Origin of the sequence: Streptomyces sp. CG 926 (genome assembly GCF_003148825.1) — a bacterium.
Classification (GTDB): domain Bacteria; phylum Actinomycetota; class Actinomycetes; order Streptomycetales; family Streptomycetaceae; genus Streptomyces.
In genome coordinates, this window is record NZ_QGGZ01000007.1 from 67,970 (window position 1) to 87,396 (window position 19,427).

The window sequence follows — 19,427 nt, forward strand, 5'->3', positions numbered from 1 at the left end:
CTTCGGGCGGGCCTTCGGGCGGGTGGGGTCTATCCCCCGAACAGCACCGCCTGCGCGGCCTCGCGTGCCGCCAGTTCGGCTCCTGCCAGGACCGCCGGGTCGCCCAGGGTCGTGGCGCGGATCTCCGTCGGGACCGGGGTCAGTTCCGCCACCCGGTGGGCGACCCGGGCGGCCAGGGCCGGGCCGCCCGCGCGGCCCAGTTCGCCCGCCAGGACCACGCAGCCCGGGTCCAGGATCGCCGCGGCCGCCGCCGCGCCCAGCGCGAGGCGTTCGGCCAGGGCTTCGAGGAAGGGCTCCCCCGCGGCTCCCGCCACGGCCTCCTCCACCGGGCCCGCGAAGCCGTGCGCGCGTGCCAGCGCGGTCACGGCTTCGCGGCCGACCAGGGCGTGGAATCCGCCCGCGCAGTCCTCGGCCGACGGCAGGCCGGTGGTACCCGGTACCGGGAGGAAGCCGATCTCGCCCGCCCCGCCGGAGGCGCCCCGGCGCAGTCGGCCGTCCAGGACCACGGCCGCGCCCACGCCCGCGCCGAGCCACAGCAGGACGAAGGAGTCCAGGTCGCGGGCCACGCCCAGGCGCTGCTCGGCGAGGGCCGCCAGGTTGGTCTCGTTCTCGACGACGACCACGGCGGGCAGGCTCCGCTGCAGGGCGGTGACCAGGTCCCGGTGCCAGGCGGGGAGGCCGCTGGTGTCGCGGAGTTCGCCGGTGGCCGGGGCGACGAGGCCCGGAGCGCCCATGACGACGGTGTGCAGCTCGCTCGCACCGGCTTCGCGCGCGGTGCGCAGCAGCGCGGCCACCGCGTCCTCGGGGGCGCCGACGGGCAGGGCTGCTTCGGCGAGGGGGCGGCCGAGGAGGTCGGTGACGACGGCGGTGACCCGGTCGGTGCGTACGTCGAGGGCGGCCAGGTGGGCGCGGTCCGCGACGATCCCGTACAGCTTGGCGTTGGGGCCGCGGCGCTGTTCGCCGGATTCCCCGGCGACCTCGATGAGCCCGGCTTCGGTGAGCCGCTCGACGAGGTCGGCGACCGAGGGGCGGGAGAGGCCGGTCATGGTCTTGAGCTGGGTGGCCGTCAGCGGCCCGGATTCCTGGAGGAGTTGCAGGGCGAGGCGGTCGTTGATGGCCCGGGCCGTGCTGGGCGAGGCGGGGGCCGGTACCTGGGTGCTGGTGGGGGCAGGAGTCACGGCGCCCATCCTAGGGAGTCGGGCCCGTTATCTATCAGGCAGGGTCCCTGATAGTTTAATCCTCATGACCGGGGACACCGACCTCAGCCCGGCGCGCCTGCGCCATGCCCGCTACGCCATCGCCGCCGTCTTCTGCACCCACGGCGCCGTCACCGGCTCGTTCGCCACGCGCATCCCCTGGATCCAGGAGCACGCCCAGCTCAGCGCCGGCACGCTGGGCCTGGCCCTCGCCGCGCCGGCCGTGGGCGCGGCCCTCGCGATGCCGCTGGCGGGTCGGGTCAACCACCGGCTCGGCGCCCGGACCGCGCTGCGGGTGCTGCTCTCGCTGTGGACCCTCTCGCTGATCCTGCCGAGCCTCGCGCCGAACCTGCCCACCCTCTGCTTCGTGCTCTTCGTCTACGGCGCCACCGCCGGCATGTCGGACGTGGCGATGAACGCACTGGGCGTGGAGACGGAGAACCGGCTGGGCCGCTCGATCATGTCCTCCCTGCACGGCATGTGGAGCGTGGGCGCCCTGGTCGGTTCGGCCGCGGGTACCGTCGCCGCACACACCGGGGCCGACGCCCGGCTGCACCACCTTCTCGCCGCACTGGTCCTCACGGCGTTCGGACTGCTCGCCGTACAAGGGGTGCTGGACCTGAGGGCCGACCAGGAGGAGGCGCCGCCGCCGCATTTCGCGCTGCCGCCGAAGTCGGCGTTGCTGATCGGTGCCGTCGGGTTCTGCGCGGTCTTCGCCGAGGGCGCGAGCCTGGACTGGTCGGCGGTCTACCTGCGGGACGTCCTGCACACGGACGCCGGTCTGGCGGCGGCCTCCACCACCGCCTTCGCGCTGACGATGGCCGTGGCCCGGCTGGTCGGCGACCGGGTGGTGGACCGGTTCGGGGCGGTACGCACGGTCCGGGCGGGCGGGGTGGTGGCCACCCTGGGCGGGCTGCTCGTGGTCGGGGTCCGGCATCCGGCGGGTGCGCTGGCCGGGTTCGGGCTGATCGGGCTGGGGATCGCGGTGGTGGTCCCGCTGGCCTTCGCGGCGGCGGGACGCAGCGGCCCGGCCCCGGCGCAGGCCATCGCCGGCGTCGCGACGATCACGTACACCTCGGGGCTGATCGCGCCGTCGGCGATCGGCGCGGTGGCGGACGCGACCTCGCTGGTGGTGTCCTTCGGGCTGGTCACCCTGCTGGCGTTCGCGCTGATCGTGGGTGCCGCGGTACTGCGCACGGGGACACCGGTGGGGCAGGCTGGGGACGATCTCGGCGGGGAGACGGTGAAGGCCGGCTCCCCCGACCTCGACGAACCAGCCCAAAACCGGCCGTAATATGTCGATCGGCCGCAGTGGCACGTACCCCGTGCGCTGCGGCCTCGATGTATGCGCGGCCGGATCGGCGGTCGTCCGGAACAGAGGAGTGGAACATGGGCCTCGGCGTGGGCTGGACCCTGCACGGTGACGGGCGGACTCCCGCCCCCGGCGCGGTGGTCCGTCCGGAGGAGCGGCTGTCGTGGCCGCGGACCGTCGGGCTGGGCGCGCAGCACGTCGTGGCCATGTTCGGAGCGAGTTTCGTCGCTCCGGTCCTGATGGGCCTGGACCCGAACCTGGCCATCATGATGTCCGGCGTCGCGACGGTGATCTTCCTCCTCGCGACGCGCGGCCGGGTCCCGTCGTACCTGGGCTGCTCGCTCTCCTTCGTCGGTGTCGCGGCGGCCATCCGGGCCGCGGGCGGGGACAGCGCCGTGGTCACGGGCGCCGTCTTCGTCGTGGGCGTGGCGCTGTTCCTGGCGGGCCTGGTGGTCCAGCGGTTCGGCGCCCGTGTCATCCACACGGCGATGCCGCCCATCGTGACGGGCGCGGTCGTGATGCTGATCGGCTTCAACCTGGCGCCGGTGACGGCGAGCACGTACTGGCCGCAGGACCAGTGGACGGCGCTGCTGACCATGCTGTTCACCGGGGCGGCCGTGGTCTGCCTGCGCGGATTCTGGTCACGCATCGCGATCTTCCTCGGGCTGCTGTTCGGGTACGGGATCTCCTGGCTCTCCGACCTGCTCTTCGGGAAGATCCACTCGACGCTGGGCGGGGAGGCGGCCGTCGACCACTGGCGGCTGGACCTCTCGGCGGTGGCCGAGGCGGACTGGATCGGGCTTCCGTCCTTCCACGCGCCCGCCTTCGAGTGGTCGGCCATCCTGATCGCCCTGCCGGTGGTGATCGCGCTGATCGCGGAGAACGCCGGGCACATCAAGGCCGTCGGCGAGATGACCGGCGACCCGCTCGACGACAAGCTGGGGACGGCGATCGCGGCGGACGGGGCCGCGTCCATGCTGTCCACGGCGGTCGGCGGCCCGCCGAACACCACGTACTCCGAGAACATCGGCGTCATGGCGGCGACCCGGGTCTACTCCACGGCGGCGTACTGGGCGGCCGCGGGCTTCGCGCTGCTCTTCGGGCTGTGCCCCAAGTTCGGCGCGATCGTCGCCGCGATCCCGGGCGGGGTGCTCGGCGGCATCACGGTCATCCTCTACGGGATGATCGGCCTGCTCGGCGCCCAGATCTGGATCAACGGCGGGGTGGACCTGCGCAATCCGCTGAACCTGGTGCCGGCCGCGGCGGGCATCATCATCGGCATCGGCGGTGTGAAGCTGCAGATCACCGACACCTTCGAGCTGGGCGGCATCGCGCTGGGCACGATCGTGGTGATCACGGGTTACCACGCGCTGCGGTTCATGGCGCCGGCGCACCTCAAGCAGGAGCCGCTGCTCGACGAGGGCACCTCGGGCTACGACGCCGGCGACGGCCTCGGGGGCGGCCAGGACAAGCCCCGTTGACGGGGTTTCGCCCGAACCGGGGAAGCGTACGGCCAAGTTCCCCGGATCCGCGTCGGCGCCTGCGACTCTGCCCCCATGGAAGCGGTGCTGGCGCGGATGCGCGCCCTGGAGGAGCGGCTCCCGCCGCAGGACGGTGTCGCCGTCTTCAACCGGGTCTACCTGACCGTGACGGAGACCCTGCACCGGCGGATCGAGCACGGCGCCTTCCCGGCGCCCCGGCGGGCGCAGACGCTCAGCGTGCGGTTCGCGGAGCGGTACCTGACGGCGGTCGAGGCGGACCGGGCCCCGGCCTGCTGGCGCCCTCTGCTGCAGTACCGCCGGCACCCCGGGATCCGTCCGCTCCAGCACGCGCTGGCCGGGATCAACGCGCACATCGGCCATGACCTGGCGCTGGCGGTGGTGGCCACGTGCGGTGAGCTGAACTGCGAACCACGGGCCCTGGAGGCGGACTTCGACCGGGTCGGCGACACCCTGGTCTCCCTGGAGGAGCACATCCGGGAGGACCTGATGCCGGGCCCGGACCTGCTGGAGATCGCCGACCCGCTGACCCATCTGGTCGGCTCGTGGAGCCTGGAGCGGGCCCGCGCCGGGGCCTGGTCTGCGGCCCGGCTGCTGTGGACGCTGCGCCGGGCGCCGGAACTGGCCGAGGAGTTCACGGATTCCCTGGACGCGGGCGTGGGCCTGGTGGGCCGCTGCCTGCTGACCCCGCGGGGCTGAGCCGCCCGCCGCCACGCGCCGTCGGCGCGGTTCCGCCGGTACCCCCTCGGGGCCGCCGCGGTCGTCATCACTACGCTCTGCTCAATGGTAGGAAGAATGAGCGAGCAGAACCGCACCGTCCCCCGCTGGTTCCGCGGCGGCCCGAGGCTCTACCGGTCCCTGCTGGACCTGGCGGCGTGGCATCCGGAGGCGACCGAGATCGCCATGTCCCCCAGGGCGCCGGACGACTTCGCCGCGGACACGATGGTGGAATTCCTGTCCCAGGAGCTCATGCGGAGCGGGTACACGGACGACTGGTCGGTGACGTCGCACGGGCAGGACATCGAGGACCTGATCGACGTGTTCCACACGATCGCACAGCGCCGATGACGACATCGGCGCGGAAGGCGCCCCGTCCGGTAACACGCCGGCGCAGACCACCCGGGCCTACGCAGTGACCAGCTTCGCCACGAACCGGCTCCGGGCGCACGACACCTCGCTCGCACCGGTGCAGCGGTTCTGCGGCTTCCGGACCTGCGTGGCCGAGTTCGCGCCGTACGGCGTCCGTGCGACGTACCACCACCTGGTCCGCAGTGCCCGGATCCCGGTGGACCTGGACCAGGATCCGGACGCGCTGGTCCGGGCGGTGGAGGAACTGCACGCCGCTCGGGAGGTCTGGCGGGCCACGCACGCCCGCTGGGTGGTCGCGCGGCGCGCGCAGAAGGCGGCCGGGGTCCGGGTCCCGGATCCGCCGGAACCGAGGCGCCGCCTCTGGTGCCCCGACCCCGAGTTCCACCCGGCCGGGCCGCTCCCGGTGGTGATGCGGCAGATCGTGCGCGCCCCGGCCGGGGACCTGGCGCGGTGTCCGGTGTGCGGGGAGGACCGCGGTGTGAAGGTCTGGCACGACGGGTGCACGGAGCACACGCTCTGTGCCGGGTGCGGGGTGAGCCTCTTCGGCCGCCCGTCCGAGCCCGACCCCGGCCGCGTGGCCGCTCGTGCGGAGCGGTGGCGGCTGGTCTGGGGGCGGCGGGTATGAGAACGGGCCGCCGTCCCGCGTGCTGACGTTCGCGGAGCGGCGGCCCGTGGCCTGGGTACCCGGAGGATCAGTCCTCGGGGAGTTCGACCGGGGCGATGTCGTCGTAGACGTCGCCCGGGCCCGGGTTGGTGGAGTCCGTGGTGCCACCGAGGTGGTGCATGACGCCCCAGACGGCGTTGAGGGCGGTCTGGACCGCACCCTCGGCCCAGCCGGCCGTCCAGGAGATGTCGTCGCCCGCGAGGAAGATGCCGCGCTTGTCCTCGGGGAGGCGGTCCTGCATGAAGTGGGTGAACAGGCGGCGCTGGTAGCGGTAGTGGCCCGGGAGGTTGGCCTTGAACGCGCCCATGAAGTAGGGCTCGTCCTCCCAGGACACGGTGACCGGGTTGCCGATGATGTGCCGGCGGATGTCGACCTTGGGGTAGATCTCGCCGAGGGACTTCAGCATGACCTCCATCCGCTCGTTCGCGGACAGCGGCAGCCACTTGAGGCTGTCGTCGCACCAGGTGTACGAGAGGCAGATGACGGCGGGCTTGTCCGGGCCGTTGTCCAGCAGGTACGTACCGCGGGTCATCCGGTCGGTCAGCGTCATCGACATGACGTCGCGGCCGGTCTCCTCGTCCTTGTCCAGCCAGAACGGCCGGTCCACGGGGACGAACAGCTTGGACGACTCCATGTAGTGGGTGCGCTCGATCGCCGTCCAGTGGTCGATCGGGAACAGCGTGTCGTCGCACGCGATCTTCGAGAGCAGCATCCAGGACTGGGCCGTGAAGATCGCGGCGCGGTACGTGCGGATGTCGCCGGAGGAGTCGGTGACCGTGATGCGGTTGCCGGCCGTGCGGTGCAGGCGGGTGACCGCCGGGCGCGGGGTGCCGTCGTGCAGGGAGGACAGCGAGGTGCCCTGGGCCCAGTGGACGATCTTCTCCGGCTCGCGCTCCCACAGGCGCAGCGGCAGCTGCTGGGAGCCGCCCACGATGCCGCGGTGGTGGTCGTCGGCCTCGGTGTAGACGACGCGCAGGATCTCCAGGATGGAGTTCGGGAAGTCGGTGTCCCAGCCGCCCGTGCCGAAGCCGACCTGGCCGAAGATCTCGCGCTTGCGGAAGGACTTGAAGGCCTCGGACTTGCAGAGGAAGCCGTAGAAGGTCTCGTCGTCGAGCTTCTCGACGAGCTTGGCCCAGATCTCGCGGATGCGCGGGACGTCCCGCTCGCGCATCGCGGTGTTCATGTCGGAGAAGTCGGCGCCCTCGTCGAGGCAGGCGTTCCACGCGGCGGACACGTCGCGGTAGATCTGCGGGAGGTCCGCGATCGTCTCGGCGTAGTGCGTCTCGCCCTTGAGGTCGACGACCGTCGAGGGGGTGGACTCGGCGAGCGGGTTCGGGAAGGGCTCCGTGACCAGGCCGACGAGGTCGATGTAGTGCTGCAGGGCCGTGGAGGACGGCGGGAAGCGCATGGCGCCCATCTCCGCCGTGAGGCCCTCGGTCTCGGCGCCCTCGAAGCCGACGGTGCGCAGCCGGCCGCCGATCTGGTCGGCCTCGTAGACGACGGGCTTCAGGCCCATCTTCATCAGCTCGTACGCGGAGATGATGCCGGACAGTCCGCCGCCGATGACGGCGACCTCGGTGCCGAGCTCGGTCGCCGGTATCTGGCCGAGGCCCGCCGGGTGGGCGAGGAAGTCGTCGTACGCGTACGGGAAGTCCGGACCGAACATGGTGATCGGCGGCTGTCCGTCGCTGTGCGGGACGGCGGTGGTGGGCACCGTGGACGTCATGGGGGTACGTCTCCTTGCGGCAGGGCTGGGGGAGGAAGAGGGCTCAGACGAGGGAGGCGTAGAGCCCCGGTCGGCGGTCGCGCAGGTACGGGTTGTTCTCGCGCGAGGCGGACAGCAGCTCGGGGTCGGCCTCGCCGAACACCAGCTCCTCGCCGCGTCCGGCCCGGGTCCGGGTGACCCCGTCGGGGCTCGCCAGGCAGCTGAGTCCGACGAACTCGAACTCGCCTTCCGGGCCGGTGCGGTTGACGTACGCGATGTACATCTGGTTCTCGAAGGCCCTTACGGGGACCAGCTGTTCGGCGACGAACTGGAACGGGTGCATCTGCGCGGTCGGCACCAGGAGGAGGTCGGTGCCGGCGAGCGCGTGCGCCCGGACGTTCTCGGGGAACTCCACGTCGTAGCAGATCATGATGCCGATGCGGAGGCCGTTCAGGTCCGCCTGGACGACGGGGGTGTCGCCGGGGGTGAAGGCGTCCTGTTCGAAGCAGCCGAAGAGGTGGGTCTTGCGGTAGTTCGCCAGCGCCGCGCCGTCGGGGCCGATGAGCTGGGCGGCGTTGTAGACCATGCCGTCCGCGCCCTCCGGGTAGCCGTACAGGACGGCGACCCCGTGGCGGCGGGCGATCTCGCCGATGGCCTGGGCGGACGGACCGTCGGCCGGTTCGGCGAGCCCGGGGATGTCCTGGAGGTCCAGCGCGTAGCCGGTCAGGAACATCTCCGAGGTCACGAGGAGCCCGGCCCCGCTCTGTGCGGCGCGCGCCGCTGCCTCGTCGAGCGCCTTGAGGTTCTCGGCGGTGTCGCCGAGAACTCCGGAGCTCTGGAGGAGGGCGGTGCGCAGCGGGGGCATGGGCTACCTCTGTGACAGGCGGGGAGGGGGTCATAAAACGGTACGTTCGCGCGTTCGACCCGGACAAGCCGTGAGCGTTGCGCTCCGCGCATCGATTCGTTGCGTGTTCCACGGCCGAGGCGGCGATTCGTTGCGCGGGCGCCCCTGAGCCCCCTCGTCGGCCCGCTACGACCCCTGCGTGGCCCCTGCGCGGCCTGCTGCCACGACCCCCTGCTACGCGCCCGCGCGGAAGGCCGGGTGGGCGGCCAGGAAGCGCAGGTCGTCGACGATGTCGGGGGTGTGGTCGGAGACGACGCGGCCGCTCCAGCCGTCGACGAGGGCCGGGGCGGTCAGGGTGCCGTCGAAGTGGTGGCCGGCGGCCTCGTAGGCGAGGCGCAGCGCGGTGTACTCGGCCGCCCGGGGGTCCGCGCCGAGAACGGTGGCGGTGATCGAAGCGGCCAGGCCCAGGTCGGTGAGGGTGTCGGTGACCCGCCGGGAATGCGGACAGTCGACGCGGAGGTAGAGGTGGTAGCGGTGCGGTACCGGGGAGAAGCCCGCTCCGATACGGCCGCGCGGGGCGGGCGCCGGGCCGGTACGGGGCAGCGGGGTGCGGGGCAGCAGGGTGCGGGGCAGGACGGTGTGCGACATGACTCTCCCGGGGTGGAGGACAACACGGCCGGCCCCCGGGCGGCGCGGTGCGCGCGCCCGGTCCGGGCCACTCGTCTCTGAGGTGGTCAGCCGCGCGGGCCGAATGCGCTGCACACCCGCAGGAGGTCGATGTGCAGGCGTCGGGTGAGCCATCGGCGTCGGAGGGTGCGGGCCCGCGTGCGGGTGTCCCGGTCCGCGTCCGCCGTCCAGGCCGTGTCCACCGCCGCCCACCCCCGCCCTTCGTCCTCGCAAGCCGCCGTCCGGTGCCTGGTTAGGCTTCCGGTGGCGGGCGTCGTCCGTCATGGTCGTCCCCCGCAGTTTCGTGGCGGCGCCGGGGGCCGTCAAGAAGACGGTCACGACCCGGACGCCGTCGCCTTTCGGAAGGAGTCCCGCACCCATGTCCCCCGAGAGCGGCACGCTGTGCGGCAGTGAGGTACTCGACAATCCGGTCTGGGCCGCTTTGACCGGGCCGCACCGCGACTTCGCCGAGTTCGCGCCCGCGGGTCTGGCGGCCCGCTACACGCGGGACACGTCGCCGTTCGCGGCGCTCTCCGATCCGCTGGACCCGCGGGCGTGGGCGGATCTGGCCGCGCTGGCGGGGCCCGGGGAGGAGGTTTGGGTGACCGGACTGCTGACCCCGCCGCCGGGGTGGGAGACGCTGGTGAGCGTTCCGGGTGTGCAGCTGGACGGCCGGGCGGTACGGGTGGAGGCCGAGCCGGAGGCGGTGCCGCTGGGGCCGGGCGACGTGCGGGAGATGCTGGAGCTGGTGGAGCTGACCCGGCCCGGACCGTTCCTGGACCGCACGGTGGAGCTGGGCACGTACCTCGGGATCCGCCACGAGGGCCGGCTGGTCGCGATGGCCGGGGAGCGGATGCGGCCGACGGGCTGGTTGGAGATCAGCGCGGTGTGCACCCACCCGGACCATCAGGGCCGGGGCCTGGCGGGCCGGCTGATACGCGCGGTCGCGGCGGAGGTCCGTGAGCGCGGGGACCGCCCGTTCCTGCACGCGGCGGCGGCCAACACCGGGGCGGTGCGGCTCTACGAGGCGATGGGCTTCACCCTGCGCCGCAGCCCCCTCTTCCTGGGCGTGCGGACCCCGCGGGCCTGACTCCGGGGCCGCGGTGCGGGGGGCGAGGGAGCCGGCCTAGGCCGGGGCGCCGGAGGTGAAGCGGCGCAGGAGCGGGGAGAGGACCAGGACCGACTTGGTGCGTTCCACGAAGGGCTCACCGGCGATGCGTTCCAGGACCCGCTCGAAGTGGCGCATGTCGGAGGCGAAGACCTGGACGAGGGCGTCCGCGTCGCCGGTGACGGTCGACGCGGACACCACCTCGGGGTATCGCTCCAGTCCTCGCCGGATGTCGTCCGGCGAGGTGTTGTGCCGACAGTAGATCTCGATGAAGCCCTCGGTCTCCCAGCCCATGGCGGCCGGGTCCACGCGCACGGTGAAGCCGGTGATGGCGCCTTCGGCGCGCAGCCGGTCCACGCGCCGCTTGACGGCGGGCGCGGAGAGCCCGACCTCGGAGCCGATGTCCGCGTAGGAGCGGCGGGCGTCCTCGGCGAGGGCGTGCACGATGCGTTCGTCGAGATCGTTCAGTCGCACGGGGGGTGAATCACTTCTGTTCAGCGGCCTCCTCGGCCGGGGCGGCCGGGGCGGCCACAGTGGCCAGGCTGGAGCGGCGCATGCCGTAGAAGAAGTAGATCACGAGCCCGACGGCCATCCAGCCACCGAAGACCAGCCAGGTGATTCCCGGAAGCTCGGTCATCAGGTAGGCGCAGAGCAGGAAGCCCACGATCGGGGTGACCGGGAAGAGCGCGACCTTGAAGGTGCGGTTCATCTCCGGGCGGGTCTTGCGCAGGATGATGACGGCGACGTTGACCAGGGCGAACGCGAAGAGCGTGCCGATGCTGGTGGCGTTCGCCAGCTCGCCCAGCGGGATGAAGGCGGCGAGCAGTCCGCAGAAGAGGCAGACAATGATCGTGTTGACGCGGGGGGTGCCGGACTTCGGGTCGACCTTGGCGAAGGCCTTCGGCATCAGGCCGTCGCGGGACATCGCGAAGAGGATGCGGGTCTGGCCGTAGAGGACGGCGAAGACGACGCTGGCGATGGCGACGACGGCGCCCGCGGCGAGGATGACGCTCCAGAAGGAGTGTCCGGTGACGTCTTCCATGATCTGGGCCAGGGCGGCCTCGCTGCCCTCGAACTCCTGCCACGGCATGGCGCCGACGGCGACCAGGGCGACGAGGCAGTAGATCGCGGTGACGATGGCGAGCGAGAGCATGATCGCGCGCGGCAGGTCCTTCTTCGGGTTCTTGGCTTCCTCACCGGCGGTGGAGGCGGCGTCGAAGCCGATGTACGAGAAGAACAGCATGGAGGCGGCGGTGCTGATGGCGGTGACGCCGAGCGGGGCCAGCGGGGTGTAGTTGCCGGCCTTGATGCCCATGAAGCCGATGACGCAGAAGAGGACCAGCGTCACGATCTTGACGGCGACCATGATCGTGTTGATCCGGGCGCTCTCCTTGGCCCCGCGGAGCAGGAAGACCATGCAGAGCAGGACCACGACCAGGGCCGGCATGTTGATGTAGCCGCCCTCGCCCAGCGGGGCGGAGAAGCCCTCGGGGATGGTGATGCCGAGGGTGCCGTCGAGCAGCTCGTTGAGGTACTGGCCCCAGCCGACGGCGACGGCCGCGACGGAGACGCCGTACTCCAGGACCAGGCACCAGCCGCAGATCCAGGCTATGAGCTCACCCATGGTGGCGTAGGCGTAGGAGTACGAGGAGCCGGAGACGGGGATGGAGCCCGCGAGCTCGGCGTAGGAGAGCGCCGAGAACAGCGCGGTCAGGCCCGCGAGGATGAAGGCGATGAAGACGGCCGGGCCGGCGATCGGGGTGGCTTCGCCGAGGACGACGAAGATGCCGGTGCCCAGGGTCGCGCCGATGCTGATCATGGTCAGCTGCCACATCGTGAGCGAACGCTTCAGCGCGCCGCCCTCACCCTGGCCGCCCTCGGAGACCAACTGTTCCACCGGCTTACGGCGGAGCAGCGGGTTGACGGGCCTACGGGCCTCGGAGGCGAGCGGTGGCGCCTGGCCGTGGTCGAGCACGAGGGGACTCCTTGTCACTGCGGATCGGGGAGGTCAGGGGAGGCGTCGACCGCGACGATCCGGAGCAGGGCAGGGCCCGTCGGAAGAAGGGTCTGCTCATGGGGGACCGCCGAGCAGGCGATCCGCGCCACTCCACGTACAGCGAGTGAGCCTACGAGCTGAGTGATACCGCCCGTAATGCACCATCCTTGCACATTGGCGCACGATCGTTGCGCGGATCGGTCACGGACAGTCGTTTGTTGCGTAGGGATGATCGATCGCTGCGCAGACCGCCGCGGACCCCTTTTCTTGACACTTCGTCAGATCTGTCGCAGCGTGCCGCCATGGAGCCGGACGTGCACCACCGGATCGACGTCCCGCGCGCCCGAAGGTCGGCGCGTGGTCGATCGGTGCGCTCCGCCGCGGTGGAACGGGTCCGAGCGGGGTACGGGTGAACGACGTCACAGGGCAGCGGCCCGTGGTGGACGACGGGGTGGGCGTGAGGTTCCCGTACCCGACGATCGGAGGCGGCGAGTGATACCACCGGGACCCGCGGGGCCCGCAGGACCGGCAGGACCGGCAGGACCGGCCGGACCGTCAGGAACAGGACTGCCGACGGAGCCCGTGCTCGGGCTGCAGCGGCATCCCGAGGAGCCGGCGCCCTGGCAGGACGCGCTGCCCTTCCTGCGCGGGGTCGCCTGGCTGGACCGGGGGCGGCCGGTCCGCGCCGATCCGGCCGACACCATGCGGCTGCCCTGGGACACCGGGGAGCGCTCCACCCTGCCCATCGGCGTCCGGCTGGAGTTCACCACCGAGACCGCGCGGGCGGTCGAGGTCCGCTACCGGGCGACCGTGCCCGGCCCCACCGACGCGCTGCGCGACCTCGCGCACGGCTTCGCGCTGTGGGACCGGCACGGGGTGGTCACCGAGGTGTTCACCGACCCGGCCGCGGAAGCCGTCGTACGGATCGGCCTGGGCGGCGGCACCGGCCCCTTCACCATCCACCCGCCCGAGACCCAGTCCCCGCTGGTCCTCGAGCTGCGCGGGATCGGCGGCACGCTCACGCCGGCGCCGCTGCGGCCGCGCTGGGTGGTGCACGGCGACTCCATCACCGAGGGCTGGTGGTCCACCCGCCCCGCGCACGGCTGGCCCGCCGTCACCGGCCGGGCGCTCGGCTGGGACACCGTCAACCTCGGCTACGCGGGAGCCGCGCGCGGAGAGCTGACCACCGCCGAACAGCTCGCGGGCCTGCCCGCCGACGTCCTCACCCTCGCCTTCGGCACCAACTGCTGGTCCCGGGTGCCCTTTTCGGCGCCTCTGCTGTACGAGACCACGCGCGCGTTCCTCGAACTGGTCCGTCAGGGACACCCGCGGACCCCGATCCTGCTGGTCTCCCCCGTCCTACGGCCCGACGCGGAACGCACCCCGAACAAGCTCGGCGCCACCCTCGGCGCCCTGCGGGACGCGATGGAGCGGGCCGCCCGCGACCGGATCGCCGCCGGGGACGACCGGTTGGCCGTGCTCCCGGGCCGTGACCTGCTCGGTCCCGAGCACCTGGCGGACGGGCTGCACCCCAACGACAGCGGACATCAGGTTCTCGGCCTCGCTGTGGCCACGGCTCTACGGCGCACCGGGTTCGATGTCGGGTGAGTGAAACACCCCACACCGGGCGAGGTGAACAGATCTCTCCCATCGCAGCGTGTCCTGAGCACAGTTGACGCCACCACGGTGGCGGACACCGGACACCACACGTGGGAGAGATCAAGATGGGCATCAAGCGCGGAACCACCCTGGCCGCGGCCGCGATCGTCGTCGTCCTCGCGGCGACGGCCTGCGGCCCCACGGACGACAAGGCCGCGGACACGACCAAGCCGGTCGGGGCCGCCGCAGCAGCTCAGGACTACGGGAAGGCCCCGGCCGCCGCGGACGGCGCCTACGGCTCCGACGGCGCGGCGGGAGGCGAGGGAGCCGCGCCCGCCACGGACGCCAAGCCGGCCGGGCAGCTCGCGATGGCCTCCAACGACAAGGTCGGGCCGGTCCTGACCGACAGCGCCGGCTTCACCCTCTACCGCTTCGACAAGGACACGGCCAAGCCGCCGAAGTCCAACTGCGACGGGGACTGCGAGAAGACCTGGCCGGTGGTCGCCGCCGGTGATGTCACCGCCGCCGCGGGCATGGACCCGGCCGTGCTGGGCGAGGTCGTGCGCACCGACGGCAGCAAGCAGCTGACGGTGGGCGGCTGGCCCGCGTACCGCTACAGCAAGGACGCCAAGGCGGGCGACGTCAACGGCCAGGGCGTCGGCGGGGTGTGGTTCGCCCTCGCGGCGGACGGCAAGAAGGCCGCGAAGGGTGCCCCGGCCGAGGCCGCACCGCCCGCCGAGGCCGCGCCGCCCGCCGAGGCGGCGCCTCCGGCCGCGGGCGGCGCCGCCGAGGCCGACGGGAAGCTGTCGGTGGCCAAGGACCCCAAGCTGGGCGAGCACATCGTCGACGGCAAGGGCATGACCGTCTACCGGTTCAAGCCGGACACCCAGTGGCCGATGACCTCCAAGTGCGTGGGCGACTGCGTGGCCAAGTGGCCGGTCGTCGCGCCGGTGGAGAAGGCCGCGGACAAGGGGATCGTCGAGAAGAACTACACGGTCCTCAACCGCCCGGACGGCCAGAAGCAGCAGAGCGTCGACTGCTGGCCCGTCTACACCTTCACCGGTGACAAGAAGCCCGGCGACGTCAACGGCCAGGGCGTGGGCGGCACCTGGTACGCCGTGTCCCCGAACGGCAAGCTCATCACCGTCCAGTAGCCGGCGCCTCCGCTCACGTCCCCTCCCCTCCCCCCACCCCGTTCGCGCGGCCCTCGCCCACATCCCCCCTGGGCGGGGGCCGCGCCCGTGCCCGCTCCGCCCGTTCCACCCTCGCCAAGTCCTCTCTAGACTCGGCCTCATGTTGCGCGTACTGGCCGTCGACGACGAGAAGCCGCTCCTGGAGGAACTCCTCTACCTGCTGCGCTCGGACCCCCGCGTGCGCCGCGCGGAGGGCGCCTCGGACGCCACCGAGGCCCTGCGCCGGGTCACCCGGGCACTGGAGTCCGGCCCGGACGGGGCCGAGGCCATCGACGTGGTATTCCTGGACATCCACATGGCCGGGCTGACCGGGCTGGACATCGCCCGGCTGCTGGCCGGGTTCGCGCGGCCCCCGCTGATCGTGTTCGTCACCGCCCACGAGGGGTTCGCCGTACAGGCCTTCGACCTGAAAGCCGTGGACTACGTACTCAAGCCCGTGCGCCCGGAGCGGCTGGCCGAGGCCGTCCGGCGGGCCTGCGAGCAGCTGGGCCGCTCCGAGGAGGGCGCGGCGGCCGCGGCGGCGGGCCTGGTGACCGGCGACGCCTTCGGGGCGGGCGGCCCGGCCGTGCCCGCGCCGCGCCGCCCGCTCGCCGAGGTCACCGGAGCCGACCGCGGCGCCGACCAGATCGCCGTCGAACTGGGCGGTGTCACCCGCTTCGTGGCGATCGCGGACATCTCCTACGTGGAGGCGCAGGGCGACTACGCCCGCCTGCACACCGACGAGGGCAGCCACCTGGTCCGGATCCCGGTGTCCACGCTGGAGGAGCGCTGGGCGGCGCGCGGGTTCGTACGGATCCACCGCCGTCATCTGGTGGCGCTGGCCCGGATCGACGAGCTCCGCCTGGAGGCCGGGACCACCAGTGTCCGGGTGGGATCCGCGGAGCTCCAGGTGAGCCGAAGGCACGCGCGGGAGTTGCGGGATCTGCTGATGCGGCAGGCGACCGGCTGAAATCGGCCGCTCCCGGGCGCCGTCGGACCGTTCGGACCGTTCGGGCCGTTCGCTCCTGACCGTCCGGCGCTCGACGGTGCCGTTCGTCGCGCCGGGAAGGACGTACGGCGATCCGCCGGAACCGTCGGCCGCACCGCCGCACCGATCGCCCCTCGGCGCCGTCGCCCCTCTCGTATCGTGGATCTTCCGGCGCGGGAGGAGCGAGATGTCCGAGATCCAGGCGCTGGTCGACGCCCTGAGCGGGCTGCCCCGGGCCCGGCCGGCGGGGCCCGCCGAGGCCGAGGTGCTGCTGGCGCGGCTGCGCAGTGCGGCCGCCCGCTGGGCCGACATCCTGTACGAGGCCCGCGAGGGGGTCCGCGAGCAGGTCCCGCCGCGCGCGGAGGCGGCCCTGACGCTGGCGTTCCGGCGCGCGGAGGAGTCGTACGTGGAGCTGGAGATCGCCCTGCGCGACTGCGCGGACCACCGCGACCCGGCCGTCTGACGGGGGTGGTCCGGGCGGGCGGATCCGGCGACTCCGGTGGGTCCGAATCGCGTCTGTCGCCCGGTCAGGGGCGTGCGTAGACTCCGGGCACCCCCTCCCCTGCCGAAGGACCGCCCGGTGAACCAGACGTACGCGCTGACCGCGGTCGCCGTCGTCGTCCTGGTGACGATCCTGGTCGGCGCGCTGGGTCTGCGGATGTCCCGGACCACGTCCGACTTCTACGTCGCCTCGCGCACGGTGGGGCCCCGCCTGAACGCGGCCGCCATCAGCGGCGAGTACCTGTCCGCCGCGTCCTTCCTCGGGGTGGCCGGGCTGGTGCTGCTGCAGGGGCCCGAGATGCTCTGGTACCCGGTGGGCTACACCGCCGGGTACGTGGTGCTGCTCGTGCTGGTGGCGGCCCCGCTGCGCCGCTCCGGGGCGTACACGCTGCCCGACTTCGCCGAGGCCCGGCTGGAGTCGCCGGTGGTGCGCCGGATCGCGGTGCTGTTCGTGGTCGGGGTCGGCTGGCTGTACCTGCTGCCGCAGTTGCAGGGGGCCGGGCTGACGCTGGAGATCCTGACCGGGGCCCCGCACTGGGTCGGCGGGCTGGTCGTGGCGTTCGTGGTGACGGTGGCGGTGGCGTGCGGCGGGATGCGGTCGGTGACCTTCGTCCAGGCCTTCCAGTACTGGCTGAAGCTCACGGCCCTGCTGGTGCCGGCCTTCTTCCTGATCGCGGCCTGGGTCGGGGACGGGGCGCCGCGGGCCACCTTCGACGCTCCGGCCGTCTTCCGCGAGCACACCGCGGTGACGGTCGCGCAGGACGTGCGGCTGTCGGTGGCCGATCCGCTGTCGGTGACGGTGACCGGGCAGGTGGACGGGCGCGGCTATGTGTCCGCGCCGCTGACCCTGACCGCCGGTGAGCATGTCGTACGGGCCCATGCGCGGCTGGAGTTCGCCCCGAAGACGCCCGTTCCGGCCGCCCGGGCCGAGGCGCGGCCCGGTGTGGCCACCTGGTCGGTGCCGACGTCCGGCGGGCTGGGCGAGTACCGGCTGTACGCCACGTACGGGCTGATCCTGGCGACCTTCCTCGGCACGATGGGCCTGCCGCACGTCGCGGTGCGTTTCTACACCAGCCCTGATGGGCGGACCGCGCGACGCACCACGCTGGTCGTGCTCGCGCTGGTCGGCGCCTTCTACCTGCTGCCGCCGGTGTACGGGGCACTGGGCCGGATCTACACGCCCGAGCTCGCCCTGACCGGTGACGCGGACGCGGCGGTGCTGGTGCTGCCCGGCCGGATGCTCGGCGGGGTGCTCGGCGAGCTGCTGGGCGCGCTGCTGGCCGGGGGTGCCTTCGCGGCGTTCCTGTCGACGGCTTCGGGGCTGACCATGGCGGTGGCGGGGGTGCTGCACCAGGACGTGCTGCCGGCGCGCGGGATACGCAGCTTCCGTTCGGCGGCGGTGGTGGCGATCCTGGTGCCGCTGGCCGGGAGCGTGGCCGCGACGGAGGTGCCGGTGGCGGACGCGGTGGGCCTGGCCTTCGCGGTGTCGGCGTCGTCGTTCTGTCCGCTGCTGGTGCTGGGCATCTGGTGGCGCGGGCTGACCGCGCCGGGTGCGGTGGCCGGGCTGGTCACCGGCGGCGGGGCGGCGTTGGGCGCGGTGCTGGCGACCCGAGCCGAGTTGGCGCCGCCGGGCTGGACGCACACGCTGTTGGCGTGGCCGGCGGCGTGGTCGGTGCCGCTCGGGTTCCTGACGATGGTGGCGGTGTCGCTGGCGACGCGGTCGCGGATACCGGCCGGGACGGCGGCGACCTTGGCCCGGCTGCACCTGCCGGAGGTCGTGGCCGGTGAGCGGGCGGGAGGTGCGCGGTGACCGGGGTGGCACCGGCGCTCGTGGCCGTGCCGGCGGTGGCGGGCGCGGTGCTGCTGCTGGGCGCGGGCTGGGTGGCGGGCCGCCGGCACGCCCGGCACGGGGAGCGGGCGGCCGGCATGGACCTGGGGACCCCGGTGGAGCGGGCGACCTTCCATACCCTGCACACGGCTTCGCTGGCCGCTCCTCCGCTGCGCGCCGGGCTGACCGAGGACGCCGCCCGCAAGGCGGCCCGGCGGCTGCGGTCGCTGTTGGGCACGGAGGCGTTGTGCCTGACCGACCGGGAGTCGGTGCTGGCCTGGGACGGTCCGGGCGCCGACCACCATCAGCGGCGGGCGATGGCCCGGGTGGCGGTGATGTTGGCATCGGGGCGCAGCCAGAGCGTGCGGACCGAGTGCCAGCGGCCGGACTGTCCGCTGAAGTGGGCGGTGGTGGCCCCGCTCACCGGCGAGGACGGGGTGCTGGGCGCGCTGGTGGCGTACGGCTCGCGGGAGTCGGCGGTGCTGGTGCGGGCCGCGACGGAGGTCGCGCGGTGGGTGTCCGTGCAGTTGGAGCTGTCCGAGCTGGACCGGTCGCGGACCCGGCTGATGGAGGCGGAGATCAAGGCGCTGCGGGCGCAGATCTCCCCGCATTTCATCTTCAACTCGCTGGCCGCGATCGCCTCGTTCGTGCGCACCGATCCGGAGCGGGCCCGGGAGCTGCTGCTGGAGTTCGCGGACTTCACCCGGTACTCCTTCCGGCGGCACGGTGATTTCACCACGCTCGCCGACGAGTTGCGATCCGTGCAGCAGTATCTGGCGCTGGCCGGTGCCCGGTTCGGCGATCGGCTGAAGGTGACGCTGCAGGTGGCGCCGGAGGTGCTGCCGGTGGCGCTGCCCTTCCTGTGCCTGCAGCCCTTGGTGGAGAACGCCGTCAAGCACGGGCTGGAGGACTCCACCGAGGAGTGCCGGATCACGATCACCGCGCGGGACGCGGGCGCGGAGGCGGTGATCACGGTGGAGGACAACGGGGTCGGGATGGATCCGGCCCTGCTGCGCCGGATCCTGGCCGGGGAGCTCGGGGGTTCCTCCGGGATCGGGTTGCCCAATGTCGACGAGCGGATCCGGCAGGTGTACGGGGACGCCTACGGTCCGGTGATGGAGACGGGTGTCGGGGCCGGCATGAAGGTCACCTTGCGCATCCCCAAGTACCGGGTGGGTGTGCACAGTTCACCCTCGGGACACCGCCCTCCCCGGCCCTGAGGGGTGGGGGCCCGCATACGCCCGTGGCCCCGGACCGTCC

Annotated in this window: 18 protein-coding genes; 12 read left to right on the forward strand and 6 right to left on the reverse strand. The window is 72.9% G+C overall.

Annotated features, from left to right (window positions below):
• Positions 1-29 precede the first annotated feature (29 nt).
• Positions 30-1,187, reverse strand: coding sequence for an ROK family transcriptional regulator (locus BCL76_RS19455; protein WP_109780772.1), 1,158 nt, complete (start codon positions 1,185-1,187; stop codon positions 30-32).
• Between the two features lie 55 nt (positions 1,188-1,242).
• Here BCL76_RS19455 and BCL76_RS19460 point away from each other — a divergent pair, with 55 nt between their 5' ends.
• From BCL76_RS19460 to BCL76_RS19480, 5 genes are all read left to right on the forward strand, one after another.
• Positions 1,243-2,490 carry an MFS transporter gene (locus BCL76_RS19460; protein ID WP_109780773.1) on the forward strand — a complete coding sequence of 416 codons (1,248 nt, stop codon included), beginning with the start codon at positions 1,243-1,245 and terminating at the stop codon, positions 2,488-2,490.
• Positions 2,491-2,585: 95 nt separating this feature from the next.
• Positions 2,586-3,989 (forward strand): uracil-xanthine permease family protein, encoded by a 1,404-nt coding sequence (locus BCL76_RS19465; RefSeq protein ID WP_109780774.1) that lies wholly within the window; start codon positions 2,586-2,588, stop codon positions 3,987-3,989.
• Positions 3,990-4,064: 75 nt separating this feature from the next.
• Entirely contained in the window at positions 4,065-4,706 is a 642-nt protein-coding gene (locus BCL76_RS19470; RefSeq protein WP_030769338.1) for a DUF5995 family protein, read from the forward strand.
• Between the two features lie 96 nt (positions 4,707-4,802).
• Positions 4,803-5,075 carry a hypothetical protein gene (locus tag BCL76_RS19475; protein WP_109780775.1) on the forward strand — a complete coding sequence of 91 codons (273 nt, stop codon included), beginning with the start codon at positions 4,803-4,805 and terminating at the stop codon, positions 5,073-5,075.
• A gap of 64 nt (positions 5,076-5,139) precedes the next feature.
• Entirely contained in the window at positions 5,140-5,721 is a 582-nt protein-coding gene (locus BCL76_RS19480) for a hypothetical protein (RefSeq protein ID WP_109780776.1), read from the forward strand.
• Positions 5,722-5,788: 67 nt separating this feature from the next.
• Here the strand turns inward: BCL76_RS19480 and BCL76_RS19485 are convergent, their stop codons facing one another.
• From BCL76_RS19485 to BCL76_RS19495, 3 genes are all read right to left on the reverse strand, one after another.
• A complete protein-coding gene (locus tag BCL76_RS19485) occupies positions 5,789-7,486 on the reverse strand; it encodes a flavin monoamine oxidase family protein (protein WP_030769331.1) in 1,698 nt (565 codons plus the stop codon).
• A gap of 43 nt (positions 7,487-7,529) precedes the next feature.
• Positions 7,530-8,330 (reverse strand): carbon-nitrogen hydrolase family protein, encoded by an 801-nt coding sequence (locus BCL76_RS19490; RefSeq protein WP_109780777.1) that lies wholly within the window; start codon positions 8,328-8,330, stop codon positions 7,530-7,532.
• A gap of 213 nt (positions 8,331-8,543) precedes the next feature.
• A complete protein-coding gene (locus BCL76_RS19495; protein WP_109780778.1) occupies positions 8,544-8,957 on the reverse strand; it encodes a hypothetical protein in 414 nt (137 codons plus the stop codon).
• 397 nt (positions 8,958-9,354) lie between these two features.
• On the opposite strand from BCL76_RS19495, the gene BCL76_RS19500 reads away from it, so the two are divergent.
• Positions 9,355-10,065, forward strand: a complete 711-nt coding sequence (locus BCL76_RS19500; protein WP_109780779.1) for a GNAT family N-acetyltransferase — start codon at positions 9,355-9,357, stop codon at positions 10,063-10,065.
• 36 nt (positions 10,066-10,101) lie between these two features.
• Here BCL76_RS19500 and BCL76_RS19505 read toward each other — a convergent pair whose 3' ends face one another.
• Together BCL76_RS19505 and BCL76_RS19510 are read right to left on the reverse strand one after the other, a co-directional pair.
• Positions 10,102-10,557, reverse strand: coding sequence for an Lrp/AsnC family transcriptional regulator (locus BCL76_RS19505; RefSeq protein WP_007262967.1), 456 nt, complete (start codon positions 10,555-10,557; stop codon positions 10,102-10,104).
• Positions 10,558-10,567: 10 nt separating this feature from the next.
• Positions 10,568-12,058, reverse strand: coding sequence for an amino acid permease (locus tag BCL76_RS19510; protein WP_109780780.1), 1,491 nt, complete (start codon positions 12,056-12,058; stop codon positions 10,568-10,570).
• 603 nt (positions 12,059-12,661) lie between these two features.
• Here BCL76_RS19510 and BCL76_RS19515 point away from each other — a divergent pair.
• From BCL76_RS19515 to BCL76_RS19540, 6 genes are all read left to right on the forward strand, one after another.
• Positions 12,662-13,687 (forward strand): GDSL-type esterase/lipase family protein, encoded by a 1,026-nt coding sequence (locus BCL76_RS19515; protein ID WP_258309822.1) that lies wholly within the window; start codon positions 12,662-12,664, stop codon positions 13,685-13,687.
• Positions 13,688-13,803: 116 nt separating this feature from the next.
• Positions 13,804-14,832, forward strand: a complete 1,029-nt coding sequence (locus BCL76_RS19520) for an SCO0930 family lipoprotein (protein WP_109781033.1) — start codon at positions 13,804-13,806, stop codon at positions 14,830-14,832.
• Between the two features lie 139 nt (positions 14,833-14,971).
• The gene (locus BCL76_RS19525; protein ID WP_109780781.1) at positions 14,972-15,820 is read left to right on the forward strand and encodes a LytR/AlgR family response regulator transcription factor; all 849 of its coding nucleotides are present in this window, start codon (positions 14,972-14,974) and stop codon (positions 15,818-15,820) included.
• 205 nt (positions 15,821-16,025) lie between these two features.
• Positions 16,026-16,301 carry a hypothetical protein gene (locus BCL76_RS19530; RefSeq protein WP_109780782.1) on the forward strand — a complete coding sequence of 92 codons (276 nt, stop codon included), beginning with the start codon at positions 16,026-16,028 and terminating at the stop codon, positions 16,299-16,301.
• A gap of 117 nt (positions 16,302-16,418) precedes the next feature.
• Positions 16,419-18,149: a sodium/solute symporter gene (locus BCL76_RS19535; RefSeq protein ID WP_109780783.1), complete on the forward strand. Its 1,731-nt coding sequence runs from the start codon at positions 16,419-16,421 to the stop codon at positions 18,147-18,149.
• Positions 18,146-19,387: a sensor histidine kinase gene (locus BCL76_RS19540; RefSeq protein ID WP_109780784.1), complete on the forward strand. Its 1,242-nt coding sequence runs from the start codon at positions 18,146-18,148 to the stop codon at positions 19,385-19,387. Before BCL76_RS19535 ends, BCL76_RS19540 begins: the two co-directional genes overlap by 4 nt.
• The last annotated feature ends 40 nt before the right edge of the window (positions 19,388-19,427 follow it).